Source organism: Streptomyces sp. UH6 (assembly GCF_013421635.1).
Classification (GTDB): domain Bacteria; phylum Actinomycetota; class Actinomycetes; order Streptomycetales; family Streptomycetaceae; genus Streptomyces; species Streptomyces abyssomicinicus.
This window is the reverse complement of the sequence record NZ_JACADT010000004.1, coordinates 1-15,463: the sequence shown is the minus strand read 5'-3', so window position 1 is coordinate 15,463 and position 15,463 is coordinate 1. Positions and strand designations below refer to the sequence as shown.

The 15,463-nt window shown below is 69.1% G+C and carries 12 protein-coding genes and 4 pseudogenes; 8 read left to right on the top strand and 8 right to left on the bottom strand.

Annotated elements, in window-relative coordinates; genetic code table 11:
- Positions 1–474: 474 nt before the first annotated feature.
- Positions 475–1,257: a MerR family transcriptional regulator gene (locus HW445_RS00855; RefSeq protein WP_180219083.1), complete on the bottom strand. Its 783-nt coding sequence runs from the start codon at positions 1,255–1,257 to the stop codon at positions 475–477.
- A 178-nt stretch (positions 1,258–1,435) separates the two neighbouring features.
- On the opposite strand from HW445_RS00855, the gene HW445_RS00850 reads away from it, so the two are divergent.
- Positions 1,436–2,662: a serine hydrolase gene (locus tag HW445_RS00850; protein ID WP_180219082.1), complete on the top strand. Its 1,227-nt coding sequence runs from the start codon at positions 1,436–1,438 to the stop codon at positions 2,660–2,662.
- A gap of 46 nt (positions 2,663–2,708) precedes the next feature.
- Here the strand turns inward: HW445_RS00850 and HW445_RS00845 are convergent.
- Positions 2,709–3,484, bottom strand: a pseudogene (locus HW445_RS00845) (transposase family protein); the annotation flags it as partial.
- Positions 3,485–3,587: 103 nt separating this feature from the next.
- Between HW445_RS00845 and HW445_RS00840 the strand changes: the two are divergent.
- The 3 genes and pseudogenes from HW445_RS00840 to HW445_RS00830 form a co-directional block, all read left to right on the top strand.
- Positions 3,588–3,764: pseudogene (locus HW445_RS00840) on the top strand (transposase); the annotation flags it as partial.
- Between the two features lie 269 nt (positions 3,765–4,033).
- Positions 4,034–4,781, top strand: a pseudogene (locus tag HW445_RS00835) (transposase family protein).
- 244 nt (positions 4,782–5,025) lie between these two features.
- Positions 5,026–5,286 (top strand): hypothetical protein, encoded by a 261-nt coding sequence (locus HW445_RS00830; RefSeq protein ID WP_180219081.1) that lies wholly within the window; start codon positions 5,026–5,028, stop codon positions 5,284–5,286.
- Between the two features lie 301 nt (positions 5,287–5,587).
- Here the strand turns inward: HW445_RS00830 and HW445_RS00825 are convergent, their stop codons facing one another.
- Together HW445_RS00825 and HW445_RS00820 are read right to left on the bottom strand one after the other, a co-directional pair.
- A complete protein-coding gene (locus HW445_RS00825) occupies positions 5,588–6,091 on the bottom strand; it encodes an IS5 family transposase (RefSeq protein ID WP_180219080.1) in 504 nt (167 codons plus the stop codon).
- A gap of 80 nt (positions 6,092–6,171) precedes the next feature.
- Positions 6,172–6,354: a transposase gene (locus tag HW445_RS00820; RefSeq protein WP_180219079.1), complete on the bottom strand. Its 183-nt coding sequence runs from the start codon at positions 6,352–6,354 to the stop codon at positions 6,172–6,174.
- Between HW445_RS00820 and HW445_RS00815 the strand changes: the two genes are divergently transcribed.
- Positions 6,349–6,876 carry a GNAT family N-acetyltransferase gene (locus HW445_RS00815; RefSeq protein WP_180219078.1) on the top strand — a complete coding sequence of 176 codons (528 nt, stop codon included), beginning with the start codon at positions 6,349–6,351 and terminating at the stop codon, positions 6,874–6,876. The two genes, HW445_RS00820 and HW445_RS00815, sit on opposite strands and share 6 nt — an antisense overlap.
- A 381-nt stretch (positions 6,877–7,257) precedes the next feature.
- Here the strand turns inward: HW445_RS00815 and HW445_RS00810 are convergent, their stop codons facing one another.
- Positions 7,258–8,094, bottom strand: a complete 837-nt coding sequence (locus HW445_RS00810; RefSeq protein ID WP_180219077.1) for an alpha/beta fold hydrolase — start codon at positions 8,092–8,094, stop codon at positions 7,258–7,260.
- Between the two features lie 837 nt (positions 8,095–8,931).
- Here HW445_RS00810 and HW445_RS00805 point away from each other — a divergent pair.
- Positions 8,932–9,270: a PadR family transcriptional regulator gene (locus tag HW445_RS00805; protein ID WP_180219076.1), complete on the top strand. Its 339-nt coding sequence runs from the start codon at positions 8,932–8,934 to the stop codon at positions 9,268–9,270.
- Positions 9,267–10,160: a hypothetical protein gene (locus HW445_RS00800; protein ID WP_180219075.1), complete on the top strand. Its 894-nt coding sequence runs from the start codon at positions 9,267–9,269 to the stop codon at positions 10,158–10,160. Before HW445_RS00805 ends, HW445_RS00800 begins: the two co-directional genes overlap by 4 nt.
- Before the next feature lie 408 nt (positions 10,161–10,568).
- On the opposite strand, the gene HW445_RS00795 is transcribed toward HW445_RS00800, so the two are convergent.
- The 3 genes from HW445_RS00795 to HW445_RS00785 form a co-directional block, all read right to left on the bottom strand.
- The gene (locus HW445_RS00795; protein WP_180219074.1) at positions 10,569–11,489 is read right to left on the bottom strand and encodes a hypothetical protein; all 921 of its coding nucleotides are present in this window, start codon (positions 11,487–11,489) and stop codon (positions 10,569–10,571) included.
- Between the two features lie 145 nt (positions 11,490–11,634).
- On the bottom strand, positions 11,635–12,939 hold the full coding sequence (locus tag HW445_RS00790) for a sugar porter family MFS transporter (RefSeq protein ID WP_180219073.1): 1,305 nt from the start codon (positions 12,937–12,939) through the stop codon (positions 11,635–11,637).
- 14 nt (positions 12,940–12,953) lie between these two features.
- Positions 12,954–14,387, bottom strand: coding sequence for a glucose-6-phosphate dehydrogenase (locus HW445_RS00785; protein ID WP_180219072.1), 1,434 nt, complete (start codon positions 14,385–14,387; stop codon positions 12,954–12,956).
- A gap of 594 nt (positions 14,388–14,981) precedes the next feature.
- Here HW445_RS00785 and HW445_RS00780 point away from each other — a divergent pair.
- Positions 14,982–15,463: pseudogene (locus tag HW445_RS00780) on the top strand (Mucin-2); the annotation flags it as partial.

Sequence of the window (15,463 nt, the reverse complement as noted above, 5' to 3'; positions counted from 1 at the left end):
GGCCTCCCGGGGGGTGCTGCGGACCCGCGCAGCACGAGGTGCTCGTCCGGGCCGGTGCCGAAGCGTCGAGCGCGTAACTCCGGGCGCGGGCGCGCCTGCGGTGCCGCTGCGGCTGCCGCTGCGACTGCGGCTGCGGCTGCGCGAGGGCCGTTTCCGGGTCGGTTCTCCAGGTGGGGGCTGGTGAGGGCGGCGCCGAAGGGGGCGTTGTGCTCGCCCACGGTGATGCCGGTGTTCTTGCCGCACAGGTCGGCCGAGCCGTCCGGCACGTGGCGCCAGAGGCGGAGCCTCGGGCGATCCAGGCGCAGCCGTCGGAGTTCTCGCCGGGGATGCCGACGACCGTTTCGGCCTTGCCGTCGTTGCCGAGGTCGGCGGTGGACGGCGGTGGACGGCGGTGCCGAAACTGTCGTCGGCCTCGGAGGTGCCGGGGACGCCCCCGGTGTTCTGGGTGTGGCCGGCCGCCTCCGCGGTTGTCGGTCACTGCTGTGGCACGGCGATGCCGGCGGCGCGCAGCTCCGCCTCGACGAGGGCGTTCAGGCGGGCCACGGACGGGGCTCGGTCCTCCAGGTGGTGGTTGACCACCCCGTAGCGGGTCGCGGCGTCGGAACGGGTGCCGAACGCGGACGGCATCGACAGCAGGTCGCGGCGGGCCAGTAGCTTGGCGGCCAGTGCGCAGGCCAGTTCCTCGATCCGCGGATCCTGAGGATCCCAGTTCCTCGCCTCCCAGCCGCGTCTGGTCAGCTCGACGGTCTCCGGATCGGCGAGCGACTGCTCGAGCCACGTCACGAAGCCGTCGAAGATCTCCGGTACCAGCGCCCGGGTCAGCACGAGAGCTTCGCGCTGACCGGCCACGTAACCGGGGTCGAAGCCGAGTCCGGCCAGCTCCTCCAGCACCGCGCAGGCCCGGTCGGGCAGCAGGGCGCGGTCTCCGTGGTCGAGACGGTGCAACCTGTCACGGCGGGCGGTCAGCTCCTCGATCCGCGACGTGAGCTCACGGTGGACCTCTTCCAAGGTGGCGGCGAAGGTCTCGGGGTCGGCGTCGAGGAGGTCACCGACCTCGGCCAGCGGCACCCCGGCCGCGGCCAGAGTGCGCACCTGCACCAGCCGGAACAACTCGTCCGAGCGGTAGCGGCGGTAGCCGGCAGCGTCACGTTCCGGCTCGGCGACCAGGCCGAGCCGGTGGTAGTGCCGCACCGTCTTGATCGTGACGCCGACGTACGCCGCCGCCTGACCGATCGTGAGCCCGAGCCCGTCCGCCATCGCCCTGACGCTCCTTGCTGTCGCGGGTCGCCGCGGAGGCGAGGATAGCGCGCCCGGCCCGCTCTTGACCTTGACCCTGGGTCAAGGGTGCAGCCTCATTGCCAGGCCCCCTTCCGGGGGCCCCGCGGCCCCCGGCGGGCGGCCGCGGGCAAACGACACCGTGAACGGGAGACACGTCATGGCAACGAACGACAGCGGATTCACCGGAGCAGGGCTGCGCCGACTGCGCGAGGTCCTGGAACGGCACGTGGAGTCCGGCAAGATCCCCGGCCTCGTCGCCCTCGTCGGCCGCGGCGACCACACACACGTCGAGGCGATCGGGACGATGCGCCACGACGGCGGCCCGCCGATGCGCCGGGACACGATCTTCCGGATGGCCTCCACCTCCAAGCCGGTCACCATGGCCGCGGCCATGGTCCTGCTCGACGAATGCCGGCTGCGGCTGGACGACCCCGTCGACCCGTGGCTGCCCGAACTCGCCGACCGGCAGGTCCTGAGACAGCCCGACGGCCCGCTGGACGACACCGTCGCAGCGCGACGGCCCATCACCGTACGGGACCTGCTGACCTCCACCTTCGGACTCGGCACCGACTTCGAGTCGATGACCTCACCGATCAGGGCCGCGACGTTCGAACGCCTCGACTACAGCGTGGCCTCCGGCCCTGCGCCCCACCAGGACGAATGGATGCGCCGCCTGGGCGAGCTGCCGCTGCAGTACCAGCCGGGCGTGCGCTGGCAGTACGACCTCAGCAACGAAGTGACCGGCGTCCTCGTCTCCCGCGTCACCGGGCAGCCGCTGGAGACGTTCCTGCGTGAGCGGATCCTCGATCCGCTGGGCATGAACGACACCGGATTCCACGTCCCCGCCGACCGGATCGACCGCCTGCCGCCCCTGTACGGACCCGACCCGCAGACAGGCGCGTTCACCGTCTGGGACGAAGCCGCAGGAGGAATGTTCAGCACACCCCCCGTCTTCCAGGGCGCGGGTGGCGGGCTCGCCTCCACCGCCGATGACTACCACGCCTACTTCCGCATGCTGCTCAACCATGGAATGCACAACGGCACACGCATCCTGTCACGAGCCGCCGTGGAACTGATGACCACCAACCGCCTCACCCCCGCACAGATGACCGCCCGCACAGCCATGTTCGACAGCGTCGCCCACCTCTCGTCCGGACAGGGCACAGCCGCCGGCTGGGGATTCGGCATGTCGGTGAACACCAGCCGCGACGACTACACACCCGTCGGCCGATACGGCTGGTTCGGCGGCACCGGCACCACCGCCTACGCAGACCCGACCCACCAACTCACCGGCATCCTCCTCACCCAGACCGGACTCTCCACACCCGACTCACCACGCGCCATGACCGACTTCTTCACCACCCTCCACCAAACCCTCAACTAACTTACGGCGCGTGTCTCTTGGAAGTGCGGTACGCACGGTGTTGCATGCTGGAGTGCCCGTGGCGGTCGCGTTCCCACTGTTCGACTCTGCCGGGCAACGCTCCCGGGCGAGGTTTTTTCTGGGTGGTGTGATCGCTTGCCCACGGTGGTCGCGGCTCAGGCCCAGGTAGCCGTCGCCCAGGAGGACCTCGACGTCGGGGAAGTGCTGGAAACAGAGGGCGATTCCCTCGTTGCGGGCAGCTGTGGCGTCGTGCATACGTCCAGGTCGCAGGGCGTCGGTCCATAGCGTGCGGCCCCGCCAGTCGGCTATCACGGTGGCCTTCATCGTGTTCTGCTTCTTCTTGCCGGAGACGAACGCACGGCGACCGCCGCGGTTGGACGGCGGCCTGCGGACCTGGATCTCGGTGGCGTCCAGCCGCAGCTCGACGCCTTCGGCCTGGGCATAGGCGAACACGTCCGCCAGCGTCCGAAGACGCAGACCGGGACGGTGGGGAACCGCGCACCCCCACTCGGCCAGGAGCCGACGTATCTCCCCGATCGCGCGGGTGATGGTGGAGCGATCGACGCCGAACAGCAGTCCGAGCACCGAGTGCGGCAGATCATGGCGCAGATGGATCAGCGTGGCCACCAGCCGGTCGACGAACACCAGCTGGTGGCGCGCACCGGCACCCGCCGCCCGCTTCCGGACTCCTCCTCGTGCGGCATGGCGTCGACTCTCGAGTCCGGCTTCCCACGGCGCGGCCAACTCCTCGACAAGGCAAGCGAGATGCTGGCGAGAGATCCCAGTGAACAGCCGATGCGCCAGCACCGCCCGAATGACCATGATCGACACATGCGGATCATGCCATCTGCCCCGCGCGCACCTCACCCGCTATCACGCACCAACTCGTTACAAGTCATCTCATTTGATCGAATAGGCTGCTGCCGTGGCGGGGATCGTTGAGCGGCTGGTGCCGGATCAGCTGTGGGAGTTGTTCCAGCGGGTGGCCCCGGAGGCGCCGTCGCGGCCACAGGGCGGTGGCCGGTGTCGTCACGGCGACCGTGAGGTCCTGACCGCGATCGTGTTCGTGGCCACCTCGGGCTGCACTGGCAGCAGCTCCCCGCGGCTTCGTTTGTGCGAGTGCCCCGCCTCAGAGTTGTGACATGGCATCCGCGGCACTCCCCAGAGACCGCATGCTGGGATGCGTTCCCCTCCAGGATCGCCCGCACATGGGAAAAAGCGTCGGCAGGAAAATCAGCGCGGACAGCGAGCGTTTTCAGCGGGCCCCCGATCGGGTGATGGCATCGGTAGCCCCGATGCCCGCAACGGACAGGGCTCCCATGCCGTTGGGTGAGGTGTTCGAAGTCTCAACCTGCCGGTCCAGGAGCCCTGTTGGTTCCCTATCCTGCCCACTCGACCTGCCCCATGCGCTGGTCGAGTGGTCACGATGCTCATCGTCACCCGTGAGGGTGACCGTCGGTGCAAGCTTCCGCCGCACCAGCGGGCCTTGGTCGCTCTCGCCTACCTGCGCAAGCACGACACCCTCGCCCAGATCGCCGCCGGGTTCGGCATATCCGTCGATACCGCCCACGCCTACACGACGGCAGTCGTGCGACTGCTGGCCGGCCGGGCGCCGGGCCTGCTCAAGACCCTGCGTGAGCATGATCCCGAGTACGTGCTCCTGGACGGCACCCTCAGCGAATGCGATCGCCTGGGCGACGGACGCGCCGACTACTCCCACAAGCGCAGGCGCCACGGTGTGAACGTGCAGGTCGTCACCGATCCCGATGGCCGGCTGCTATGGGTCTCCCCGGCTCTTCCAGGCCGAGTCCACGACCTGACCGCCGCACGCACCCACCGCATCATCCGAATCTGCGAACGCCAAGGCGTCCCGATCGTCGCCGACCGCGCCGACATCGGCGCCGGCTCCTGGGTCACCACCGCCATCCGCCGCCCGCCAGGCGGCGAACTGTCACCGACCGAACGGACGCTGAACCGGGCACTCGCCCACGCCCGCGCTCCTGTTGAACGAGGCGTCGCCCGACTGAAGTCCTGGCGGATCTTCCGCCGAAGCCGCTGCAGCCCGAACCGGATGACGGTCATCGCCGCCGCGGTCCTCACCCTGGAGAGGCAACGCTGAAAACGCTCAGCAAACCAAGTGCCGGGCTGTCCATCGTAGCGAGGGCTGAGGCGGCGGTAGCCGGACAGCCAGGACATCGGCCTGGGCGAGGTCGCCCAGGCCGATGAGACACCAAGACTGCGGAGGCTCTGTTCGAGCTTCCTCCGACTGGCTGAAGCAAATGCCTCACCGTAACGCGCCGAACAAGAACGCCGTTACACACGTGCACGAATCAACCGCACAGCGTGAAAGGTGGGGCCCCAAAATGGCCGAAGACGAGCAGATGCAGAAGGCTATGGACGCGATCTGGGACTTCTTGAAGAAGGAGCAAATCGTCGACTCCAGCGCTCCGCTCAACGAGACCCTGAAGTTCAGCGTTCTCGACCACGGCAACCTGGACGAACCCTTCCTGTCGGCAATGGCTTATGAGCTTAACGGGACAGAAGCCACCACCATCAACCTTGTTGGGGACGAATTCACGTTGGACATGACGATTCGTGACGCCGCCAAGGTCATGTGCGAGTGAGTGCATACCTGAGGTAGAGGGGTCTACCTCAGGTGAGAGACATAGAACTGCCCCTCCCGGCGGCTGCCGGGAGGGGCAGTTCTTCGTTTTGTGAGGGGTTCGATCTCGCTCAGATCTCAGTCCCAGGTGAGGATGACGTCCAGCTCCCCTCGGTTCCAGCGATCACGCACCCTTTCCCAGTCGAGCTGGGGCGGTGGTGCTGCGGGGTTGATGTACGCCCCTTGAACCTCCCGACCCCGTCTCTCGGCTGCAGAGTCAAGGATGCTCACTACGTCCCGTTCCCTGAGAGCTCGTAACACGATCATGCACGCGCCTTCTTGAGGCGTCTCCAACAGATGAGGCTGCAGGCGAGGGAGACGAAGGCGTCGTGGAGCTCGGTGCGGCGTTCCCAGCGGACGGCGAGGCGCTTGAACTGGTGGAGGAGGGCGAAGATCTGCTCGACGACGTAGCGGAGCTTGCCCAGGCTCTTGATGTTCGGGCTGCCCTTGCGGGAGATGACCGGCAGGATCCGGCGCTTGCGGAGTTCGCGGCGGTTGGGGTTGGAGTCGTAGCCCTTGTCTCCGAGGAGGGCCTCGGGGCGCCGGCGGGGCCGGGCCGGGCGGCCGGCGACGGGTGGGACTCCGTCGACCAAGGCGAGGGTCTGGGTGACGTCGTTGATGTTGGCCGCGGTGGTGATGACCTTGAGCGGGGTACCGCGTCCGTCGCAGATCAGGTGGTGTTTACTGCCCCTCTTCCGCCGGTCGACCGGCGACGGACCGGTGTCGGCTCCCCCTTTTTCGCGCAGATGTGGGAACCGTCGACGCATGCTCTGGACCAGTCCAGCCCGCCGGCCGCGTGCAGCTTGGCGAGCAGGAAGCGGTGCAGTTGGTCGAAGACTCCGGCCTGCTAGCGCTCGAGGCGCCGCCAGCAGGTCCGTCCCGAGCCGAACCCCAGCTCAAAGGGGAGCCGTTGCCAGGCGATCTCGTTGTGCAGCACGTAGAGGATGCCCTGCAGGCACAGCCGGTTCGCGATGTCCGGCGGAATCGGATGGTGTGGCACGGCTCCGGCGTCGAGAATCACCGAATGCATGAAGTGAAGCTGTCCGACGGGATCATCACTCTGTCCCCGCTGCGCCTGGACGATGTGGAGGCGCACCTCACGGGGGAAGATGAGCTGCTCGTTCGCTGGCTCAACGGCGGCCCCGGGACACGCGAGGGCATCGAAGCGTACTTCCGGCACTGCCAGGAACAGTGGGAGACGGCCGGGCCGCTCCGCGCTTTCGGCATACGCGTAGGAGCCGACGAGGTGCTCGCGGGGACGGTTGACTTGCGGTTCGCGGGAGAGGAACTGGCTCCCGGACAGGTGAACGTCGCATACGGCCTCTATCCGTCCTGGAGGGGACGTGGTCTGGCTACCCGCGCGGTCCTCCTGGCGTCCCAGTACGCGGCGAACGAGGGCGGAGAAGAGGCGGTGATTCAGGTGGAGCCAGAGAATCCCGCATCGGCCGCAGTCGCGCAGCGGGCAGGGTTCACCCTCGGCAAGCAGACGCACAGCAAGGACGGCACACAGTTCAATTGGTACATCCGGGAGCTACACGTCACTGCCCAGTGACGAGCGGCAATTACGGGACAGCCCTTGGTCGGCGACTTGCAGGGATGACTGAGAAGAAATTCCCTGCAGACTCAGCAGCCGCAATTTCGATGCTCCACGCCGTGGAAAGTTAATTGTTCGGCGGCGATGCAGGCGAGCGTCTCCTGGCTGCCGCCATCATGGTATCCAGGGGTGACACTGACAGGCTGGTTACGGCCCTGGAGCTGATGAAAGAGGACTGGAGAGATCTGCTGATGGATGCCGGTCCGGAATCGGAAAACTGTGCTCCGAAATTGGAGCCAATTCTCGACCCGGGGTCAGCGGGCAGTTGGGGGTGGGGGGTGCTCCGCTCCGAGTACCAGGAGGGGTGCCAGGCGCAGCCGAACCGCTCGAACGACGAGCTCATCCCTTGATGAACTCGATGATCTGCGGGGCGATTTTCTTCGGAGCCATGACGACGGCTCCATGGTTGAGTCCGGGCAGAGTGTGGTGGTCGGCCTGCGGCAGGATCTCGGTGACGGCGAGGGCGGCGCGCTGGAACGCGGCCGGACTCTTGCCACCGGTCAGCACGCGGGTGGGTACGGCCACCCCTTTCCACTCCTCGACATCGAGCGGCTTGCCTTGCTGGGTATCGCCCATGACCGCGATGTCATAGGGCAGAGTGCGAGCCAACTTGGTGAGGTTTGCCCACATCTTTGGCATGAGCTTCATGAAGAACACGGCGATGCCGGGCATGCCCTGCACCCTGGTCATGAAGTACTTGACCGCGTCGCTGCGCCGGCCTTCCGCAAGCAGCGCGGTGATCCGCTGCGCAAGATCCTTGGGCGGCCCGCCGTCGCCTTCGGCGACCACGAACGGCGGCTCATACAGAGCCAAACGGTCGACGTTGACTCCGGCCGCGGCCGCGCGCAGGGCGAGGACCGCTCCGGAGGACGAGCCGAACAGCGACGCCGAACCGCCGACGTGTTCGACCAACGCGGCGATGTCTTCAATCTCGCGGTCGGGGGCGTAAGCACTGGCGTCACCACTGGCACCGCGTCCACGCCGGTCGTAGTTGATCACAGTGAAGTGCTGGGCCAGGAGAGCCGCGAGTTTGGTCGTGTCCGAGCGATCTGCCAGTGCCGAGGCAACCAGGACGACGGCCGGCCCGCGGCCCAACTGCTCGAATGCGATCTCGGTGCCGTCGGCGGAGGTGACACGGGCCTCGGCTCCGGCCGACTGCTCTCGCGCTGTTGCCATGCTTGTCTCTCCGGTTCATGTAGGGGCCGTACCGCCGTGGTGTGCGTTGCTGCCAATGAGACCCCCGCAGTGCAGGAAACTCATCGGTGCGCCAGGCGTTCGGTGCCGAAGCCTTCACCTCTCGGAGAGGACGAGCCCCCTCACGCGGAATCGAGGGCATGGGGCGGCAGCGGCAACCGGGACGATCCAGTTGTGACTGGTGTGATTACGGCATCGCAGCCGTCCCGGTCGAGACGGCCGGGCACTCCGTTGCTTCAGCCTGAGCCCGCCACGCGTCGACGGTCTCCCGCCCGCAGCAGGCCGGCCGGAGCGGTCACGGCACGCGGACCCAGCGCAGTGCACCGGGCGGCGGGTACTCCCGCGACAACCGGCCGCCGCGCTGCACAGGGCACGCACGTCGATCAGGAAGTGCTTCATAGCCTTAATCGTGCGTTTTGCCGAATGGCACCCTCGGGCAGCCGCCACGGACTGCGCGTATCGGCCTCGTCGAGGAGCCGCTTCATCGTCAACTGGGCCTGGCGGTCGGGCCCGTACCACGCCACGGCGTATTCGATGAGTCTCGGCCGGACTTCCTCGTTGACCACTCGCCACTGCCCACCAAGACGTACATGCCAGGCCTCCAATCTCCGCCACTGCCAGCGGTCGCGTGCAAGGGACTCGAAGTTGGTCTCTCTCCCCCCGCTGTTTCGTTGGCGGAGCAGAAGCCGACCGCGAGCTGCTCGTGACGGGCGTCACCGTTGAGCGGCCGACTACGAGTGAACACGGCCTAACTCCCCTCACCCCGGCCACACAGGCCAGTGTTCGCCATATGTCGGTGAACTGAGTATGATGATCGTCATGACTCAACGAGCTCTGCAAGAGCCGACCTTGCTCGTCCTCACCGCCCTCGCGGACGAGCCCCGACACGGATACGCGATCGCACGCGAGGTGGAGACGATCTCGGGCGGGCGGGTGAAGCTGCGGACCGGGACGCTGTACGGGGCGTTGGAGCGCCTGCTGCAGCAGGGGTGGATCGAGGTCCACCAGGAGGAGATCGTGGACAGTCGGCTGCGCCGCACGTACACGCTGACCGCTCCCGGGCGCACCGCCCTGGCCGCCGAAGCCGAGCAGATGGCGGCCACCGCACGTGAGGCCACCCGGCGCCTGAGCAGCTTCGGCAAGGCGGCCACCGCATGAATTCCGTTCTGCTGCACCTGTATCCCCAGAGGTTCCGCCGTGCCTTCGGGTACGAGATGGCGGAGGCCTATCGCGAAGCGACCGCGGGAGCGGGACGCCGGGCCCGCTTCGGAGAAGCGGCCGACGTCGTCGCACACGCCCTCCGGATGCGACTGGGCCTCACCTCGACCCGCCCCGGGGGACGACTCCTGGCCGTGGCCGCTCCGTTCGCTCTGGCCGTGACCGCCGCCTACGCCGCGTTCAACCTCCATGAGAGCACCAGCAACTGGTACGTCATGGGGGCCGGCGGCGGAGGCATGCCGCTCGTGACACCCCTGAACGGCTGCTATCTGCTGACTCTGATCGGCGCCGTGATCGCTTTGGCCGGGCCATACCTGGCGGGTGCGCTGTGCTCGGTCGCCGGCACACTGGGAAGCTCCGTGGTGTTCCTGCACCCGGCCTGGCCCACGGCGTCGGATCTGCGCTGGGACTTCGCAGCCTTCCTGATCACGCCTGTCCTGGCCGCCGCTCTTCCGCTCCTGTGTCCGCCCGACCTACGTCCGGCCCCTCGAGCGCGGAACAGGGCAGGAGTGCTGGCCGTGGCGGTGTGGGCGGTACTTCTGGTGGGCGTCCTGACCGTCACCGACCCGGTCGGAACAGGCCTGCTGCTCCCGTGGAGGTTCGGCGTGCCGTTGGCCGCGGCCCTGTTCCTGGCTGGCCGGCAGGCGTTCACCCGCATTCGCACCACAGCGCACCTCGCACTCGCCACCGCACCGCTGATCACCGTCCTCCACTTCTCCGGGTGGACGCAGAGCACGGACACCCTCGCGGCTCTCGGCGCCCTCGCGGTGGCGGCCGGGGTCCTGCGCCTGCGCCGCCGCAGCGGCTCCCACGCAGTCGATCCAGCCTGACCGGCGGCCCGAGCGCTCGAGGCCGGCGGTCGCCGCCCACGGCCCCTCGCCGCCCCTCGCCGCGGAACGGCGAGGGGCCTCTCCGCCGACAACCGCCCCGACCTCTTCGACCGCCGCGCGATCGGCTTCCTCCGCCAGGCGGCGCGCGACGCGCTCAGCCTCCGCTCGGCCGGCGTCCTCCCTCGCGCACGGACCGCACAGCCGGTCCCACTCTCCGGGCCACGAGCGCTGCCTGACCTTCTGCCGGCGTTCGTCGGTGCACCTGTTGCCGCACCGTGTGCACACCGGCCGCTACGCCTCCCGATGCGTGGCCTCGCGCCCACCTGACGCCGACGGGCCTCTTGGAGCTCCACCCGGTACGGCCGGTCCCCGTCAGGACTGTCCAGAGCCTCGGACAGCGTCTGCTACTCAACGCGCCTGCGGCCCTGGCCGCATCGGTGGTGATCCGCTCCAGTTCGGTGACAACCACGGGCACAGCCTGGTGGTGGTCGACGGCCGTGCCATCGGCCCACGGCACAGGGCGCCGGCGAGGTATCGGCAGGCGCTTTGCTCCAGGCGCCCCATTCGGCTGACGCGCTGCGCGGCCGTCCTGCCGGTGAACACGAACGCCACCGGGACGCAGCCCTCGCGGCCGGTGGCCGGGTAGATCCGCGACCACGGTCGGAAGTCGTGCACCGCCGCGCCCTGCCGCCGGGCCACCTTCTCCTTGTCCGACATGTCGATCGCCTCCCTACGGCCGGCTTTCGGCTCCTGACCGTCGTGCTCGGGGTCGGTCGGCTCGGGCGCGAGCAGTTGCTCGGGCATCGCCGCCTGGTGGTGGGTGACGACGTCGTATGCCCGGCCCCGCACGGCGGTGGCGGAGGTGGTGCGCAGCTTCTCGCGGACCACCACGCCGGCGAGGACAGCGCGCTCGTATGGGAGCGGCATGCGGGGGATCTCCCACTCCCCCGCGTCCTGGCCCGGGCGTCGGTGCGCGGCCAGCTCGCCGGGGTCGGCCAGGGGTTGCCGATCCTGGTCGGGTGCGGGGGTCGGCGGCGGGCGGTGAGGTCGGACAGGGCCCACCGGGCGGTGTAAGGCGACCCCGGAGGGGATCGCGCTCGCCTTCCACCACGCGCACAGCTGCGCGAGCGGCCGGGCCGACTGCATGGGCGGGCGGGTCTTGCGGGCGGCGATCCGGTTCAGCCTGGCGCGGGCCCGCTCGGAGACGACGGGCAGGAACCGCGGCTCGCCGTCGTCGACGGCGGTGACGTGCTCGTGCTCCGGCTCGGTCAGGCGGGCGGCGATCTGGTCGCTGGGCCGGGCCATCCAGCGGATCAGCCCGTGCGGCACCCCGGGCAATCTCCATCACCGGCCCGCGCCCCGGGGGTGAGGATGCCTGGCTCGGTCGCCGGCGGCCGCTCCCTCCGCGCCCCGCTGTTCACCGGTCACCGGTCACCGGTCCGGGAACGCGTACGACGAGCGCCCGCCTGGGTCCTCACAGACGGTGCACGGCGTCAGCGATCTCGGCGTCGGTACGGCCCCGGGTTTCGGGCACCTTGCGGGCGATGAAGACAAGTCCCAGCAGACACAGAGCGGCGAAGAGCCAGAAGGTCTGACCCTCGCCCAGGCTCTGCACCAGATGCAGGAAGAACTGGTTGACCAGGAAATTGCAGACCCAGTTCACAGCCGTGCACAGGCTCGCGCCGCGTGCGCGCACCCGCGGCGGGAAAAGTTCGGAGACCAGCAACCAGATCACCGGTCCGGCACCGATCGCGAAGAAGGCGACGTACCCGAGCAGACAGACCAGAGCGATCACACTCTGCCCGGAGACGTCCCAGACGAAGCAGGCGCCCAGCGGGACCAGCGTCACGAACATGCCACCGACGGAGAGCAGCAGGAGCGGGCGCCGGCCCCACCGGTCGACCAGTCGGGCGGACACAAAGGTCATGAGCAGGTTGAGGGCTCCGATGAACACCGAGTAGAGGATCGAGTTCGACGCCGACAGGCCGGTCGTCTTGATGATGGTCGGGGCGAAGTACAGCACGGCGTTGATCCCGCACAGCTGCTGCAGCGCGCACAGCGCGGCTCCCGTGATCAGGGCCGGACGGACGGCGGAGGTGAACAGGTCGGTGACGGAGGCACGACCCTCGTCGTCGGCGGACCCGGTCCGGTCCGCGACCCGCCTCTTGTGGTGCCAGGCCGGTGACTCCCTCAGGGTGGGGGACAGGAGCAGGAACAGCACCACGCCCACGGCGCCCGCTCCGAACATCCAGCGCCAGTCACCCGAGGCGGACAGGACCAGGGCGACGACGTAGGACAGGAGCAGACCGAGGGTGAGGCCCAGTTGGTTGAGCAGGCCCATGCGGCCGCGGTTGCGGGCGTCGGAGATCTCCGAAAGGTAGACCGGTACCAGGGCCGACGCGATGCCCGCTGCCAGGCCTTGGACGATGCGGCCGGCCAGGAACAGCGCGAAGCCGGGAGCCAGCGCGCAGGCGAGAAGACCGACGCCGAACAGCAGCCCGCTGAGGAGCAGGATGCGGCGGCGACCGATGCGGTCGCTGATGCGCCCGGAGGTGAGCGCACTCAAGGCGGCGCCGAGCAGGAAGGAGGAGACGGCGAAGCTCTGCTGGGTGGTCGACAGGCCGAAGTGCGGGACGTAGAACAGCTGCGCACCGGCCACGATGCCGCTGCTGTACCCGTAGAGCACGCAGGTCAGCGCGGCGGTCACGCCCGCCCACACCCACACCTTGGCACCGGCACCGGACCTGTCGGGGCCGGCGCCGGACCCGGGACCGCTCATGTCGCTCATGCTGCTCACGACGCGTCCCGCTGCCGCACCTGTTCCAGGGGAAACCAGTGGCCGCCGGGGACCAGGCGGTCGGCTTCGGCCGGGCCCCAGCCGCCGACCGGATAGGTGACCGGTCCGTTCACGGGATCCAGGATGTCGCCGACGATGCGCCAGCATTCCTCGACCATGTCCATGCGCACGAACAGGCGGGGGTCACCGGACAGCGTGTCGCGGAGCACGCGGACGTAGGCGCCGACGTCGCTGCCGTCCAGATGGGAGAAGTCCAGTACCGCGTCGTCCTGGCGGAGCTCGGTCGTCCCGCCTGCGTCCTGGCTGAGAAGGGAGAAGGTGAACCCCGGCCGGGGGCTGATGCGCAGGCGCAACAGGTCGGGGGCGGCCCGCTCGGCCTCACGGGTGTGGAAGTAGCCGGGCACGGCACGGTCGTACTCGACGATCAGCTCGATGGCGCTTGCCGCCATGGCCTTGCCCGCCCGCACCGTGAACGGCACACCGGACCAGCGGGGGGTGTCGACGAACAGTCTCAGCGCCGTGTACGTCTCCGTCCGTGACGCCGGTGCCACACCTTCGGTGTCCTGGTAGCCCTCGTACTGCCCGGTGACGTAGTCGCCCGGCAGCACGGTGCGGATGGCTCGCAGGGCCCGGGTCCGCTCGTCGAGGATGTCCGACGCCGCGGCACTGCGCGGGGCCTCCATGAGGAAGTAGGACAACGTCTGGAAGACGTGGTTCTCCACGACGTCACGCAGACAGCCCGTGGAGTCGTAGAAGCCGCCACGGTCGGCGACGTCGAAGTCCTCGGCCATCGTGACCTGCACGCTCCGCACGCGATCGCGGTGCAGCAGTGAATCGATGACCGGGTTCGCGAAGCGGAGGGTGAGCAGATTCTGGACGACCTCCTTGCCGAGGAAGTGGTCCACGCGGCGCAGCCGATCCTCCGGGAAGTGGGCGAGGAGCAGGTCCTGGAGTTCACGCGCGGAGGCGGCGTCGTGCCCGAAGGGCTTCTCGACGACCAGTCTGGCGTCGGTGTGCAGCCCGGCCTCGCCCAGGCGCCGGGCGATCGTCGGGTACACGGCCGGCGGAACGGCGACGTAATGCGCCACGAACCCGTACGGGCGGAGCGTCGCGGCCAGGTCCGCGAAGGTGACGGGGTCCTCGTAGTCGACGCGTGCGTAGTGGAGCAGACCGGTGAGACGCGTGAGGGCGGCCTCCTCCACGGGCCCGGCCGCCGCCTCGACGCACTCCCGGGCGTGTCGGTGGAGCCTGTCGTCGTCCCAGTCGCTGCGGCCCGCCCCGTACACGGGCACGGTCAACGTGTTCGAGCGGACCAGTTCGTACAGGGCGGGCAGCAGCATCTTCTTCGCCAGATCACCGGTGATGCCGAACACGACCATCGCATCGGCGTGCTCCTGACCGACCGGAGGGGCGGAGGACGGAGGGTTCATCACTGTGGCCTTCCTCGTCTCTGTCTGCGTCGCGTACCGGAGGTCGGCCGCGCACACCGACGGTCGTCCTGCCGAGGGCGGCCGGTGCGACATGCGGGAACGGCGCCGAGCACCCGGCGCCTCACATACGGCTGATCGAGGACCGCAGCACCGTTGACACGGGAGGGCGTGCTGACGCTCATGCCCCGACGCTAGGCAGGACCGAGCAGCTTCGCACGCCGAGGGAGCGCGTTTGCCGCTGCCATGCATCGCTGTCCGCTCAGGCTGCACGGGAGAGTGACGGTGCGACGGCTCACGAAGTGCACGGTTCGTCCGAACTCGACCGCGTCGGCCGGCGCCGTCCGCATCCACCTGCCCAGGAAGTCGGCCGGACATCGTGCCGTCCCGATCGTCGTCGCCCGGCCCCGCCTCCGACACCCGGGTCCACCCGGTCGGCTCCGGAGGCGGTGGGACGTAGGGCGGCCGCGCGGGAGGCACACCCCTGAGGCACCGGCTCTCGCGTAAGAGGTCGCCGCGGTCTTCGCCCATGAGATGGTTTCCGTTGAATGGCAATGTCGGTGAAGGCCGAGGGGTCGACGGAGAGATCGGGGGATCGTGGTCGCCTTCCACGCGCCCGCGTTGGACGGAGTCGCCCGCAACCCGGCGCTGCCCACACCACTGCTTCTGCGCCTGCTCGCCTTCGACGGCGGCGACGGACCACCCCGTCACGCCCTGCAGCGGGCCGGGCTTCCCGAGCAGGCCGTCGCGGTGATCCTGGCTCACCCGAGCCCGGGCGCCCGGATCGACTTCGCGATGAGCGCCAGGACCGATCCCGCGCAGCGGGCCCGGCTCGCCGACGACCCCTCCCCCGAGGTGCGGGCTGCTCTCGCGTACGGACCCGAGTGGTGCGACCCGCGTACGACAGTCGCACCACTGCCGGACGACGTGTGCGCCCGCCTGCTCGACGACCCCGACCCTTCCGTACGGACGGCCCTGCTGGACTCTCCTCATCTCGCTGCGTCGTTCGTCGCCTCGCTGGCCACGCATCGCGACCCGGCGGCGCGCCGGGCCGCGGCGCGTGCATGGGAGGTCTTGGC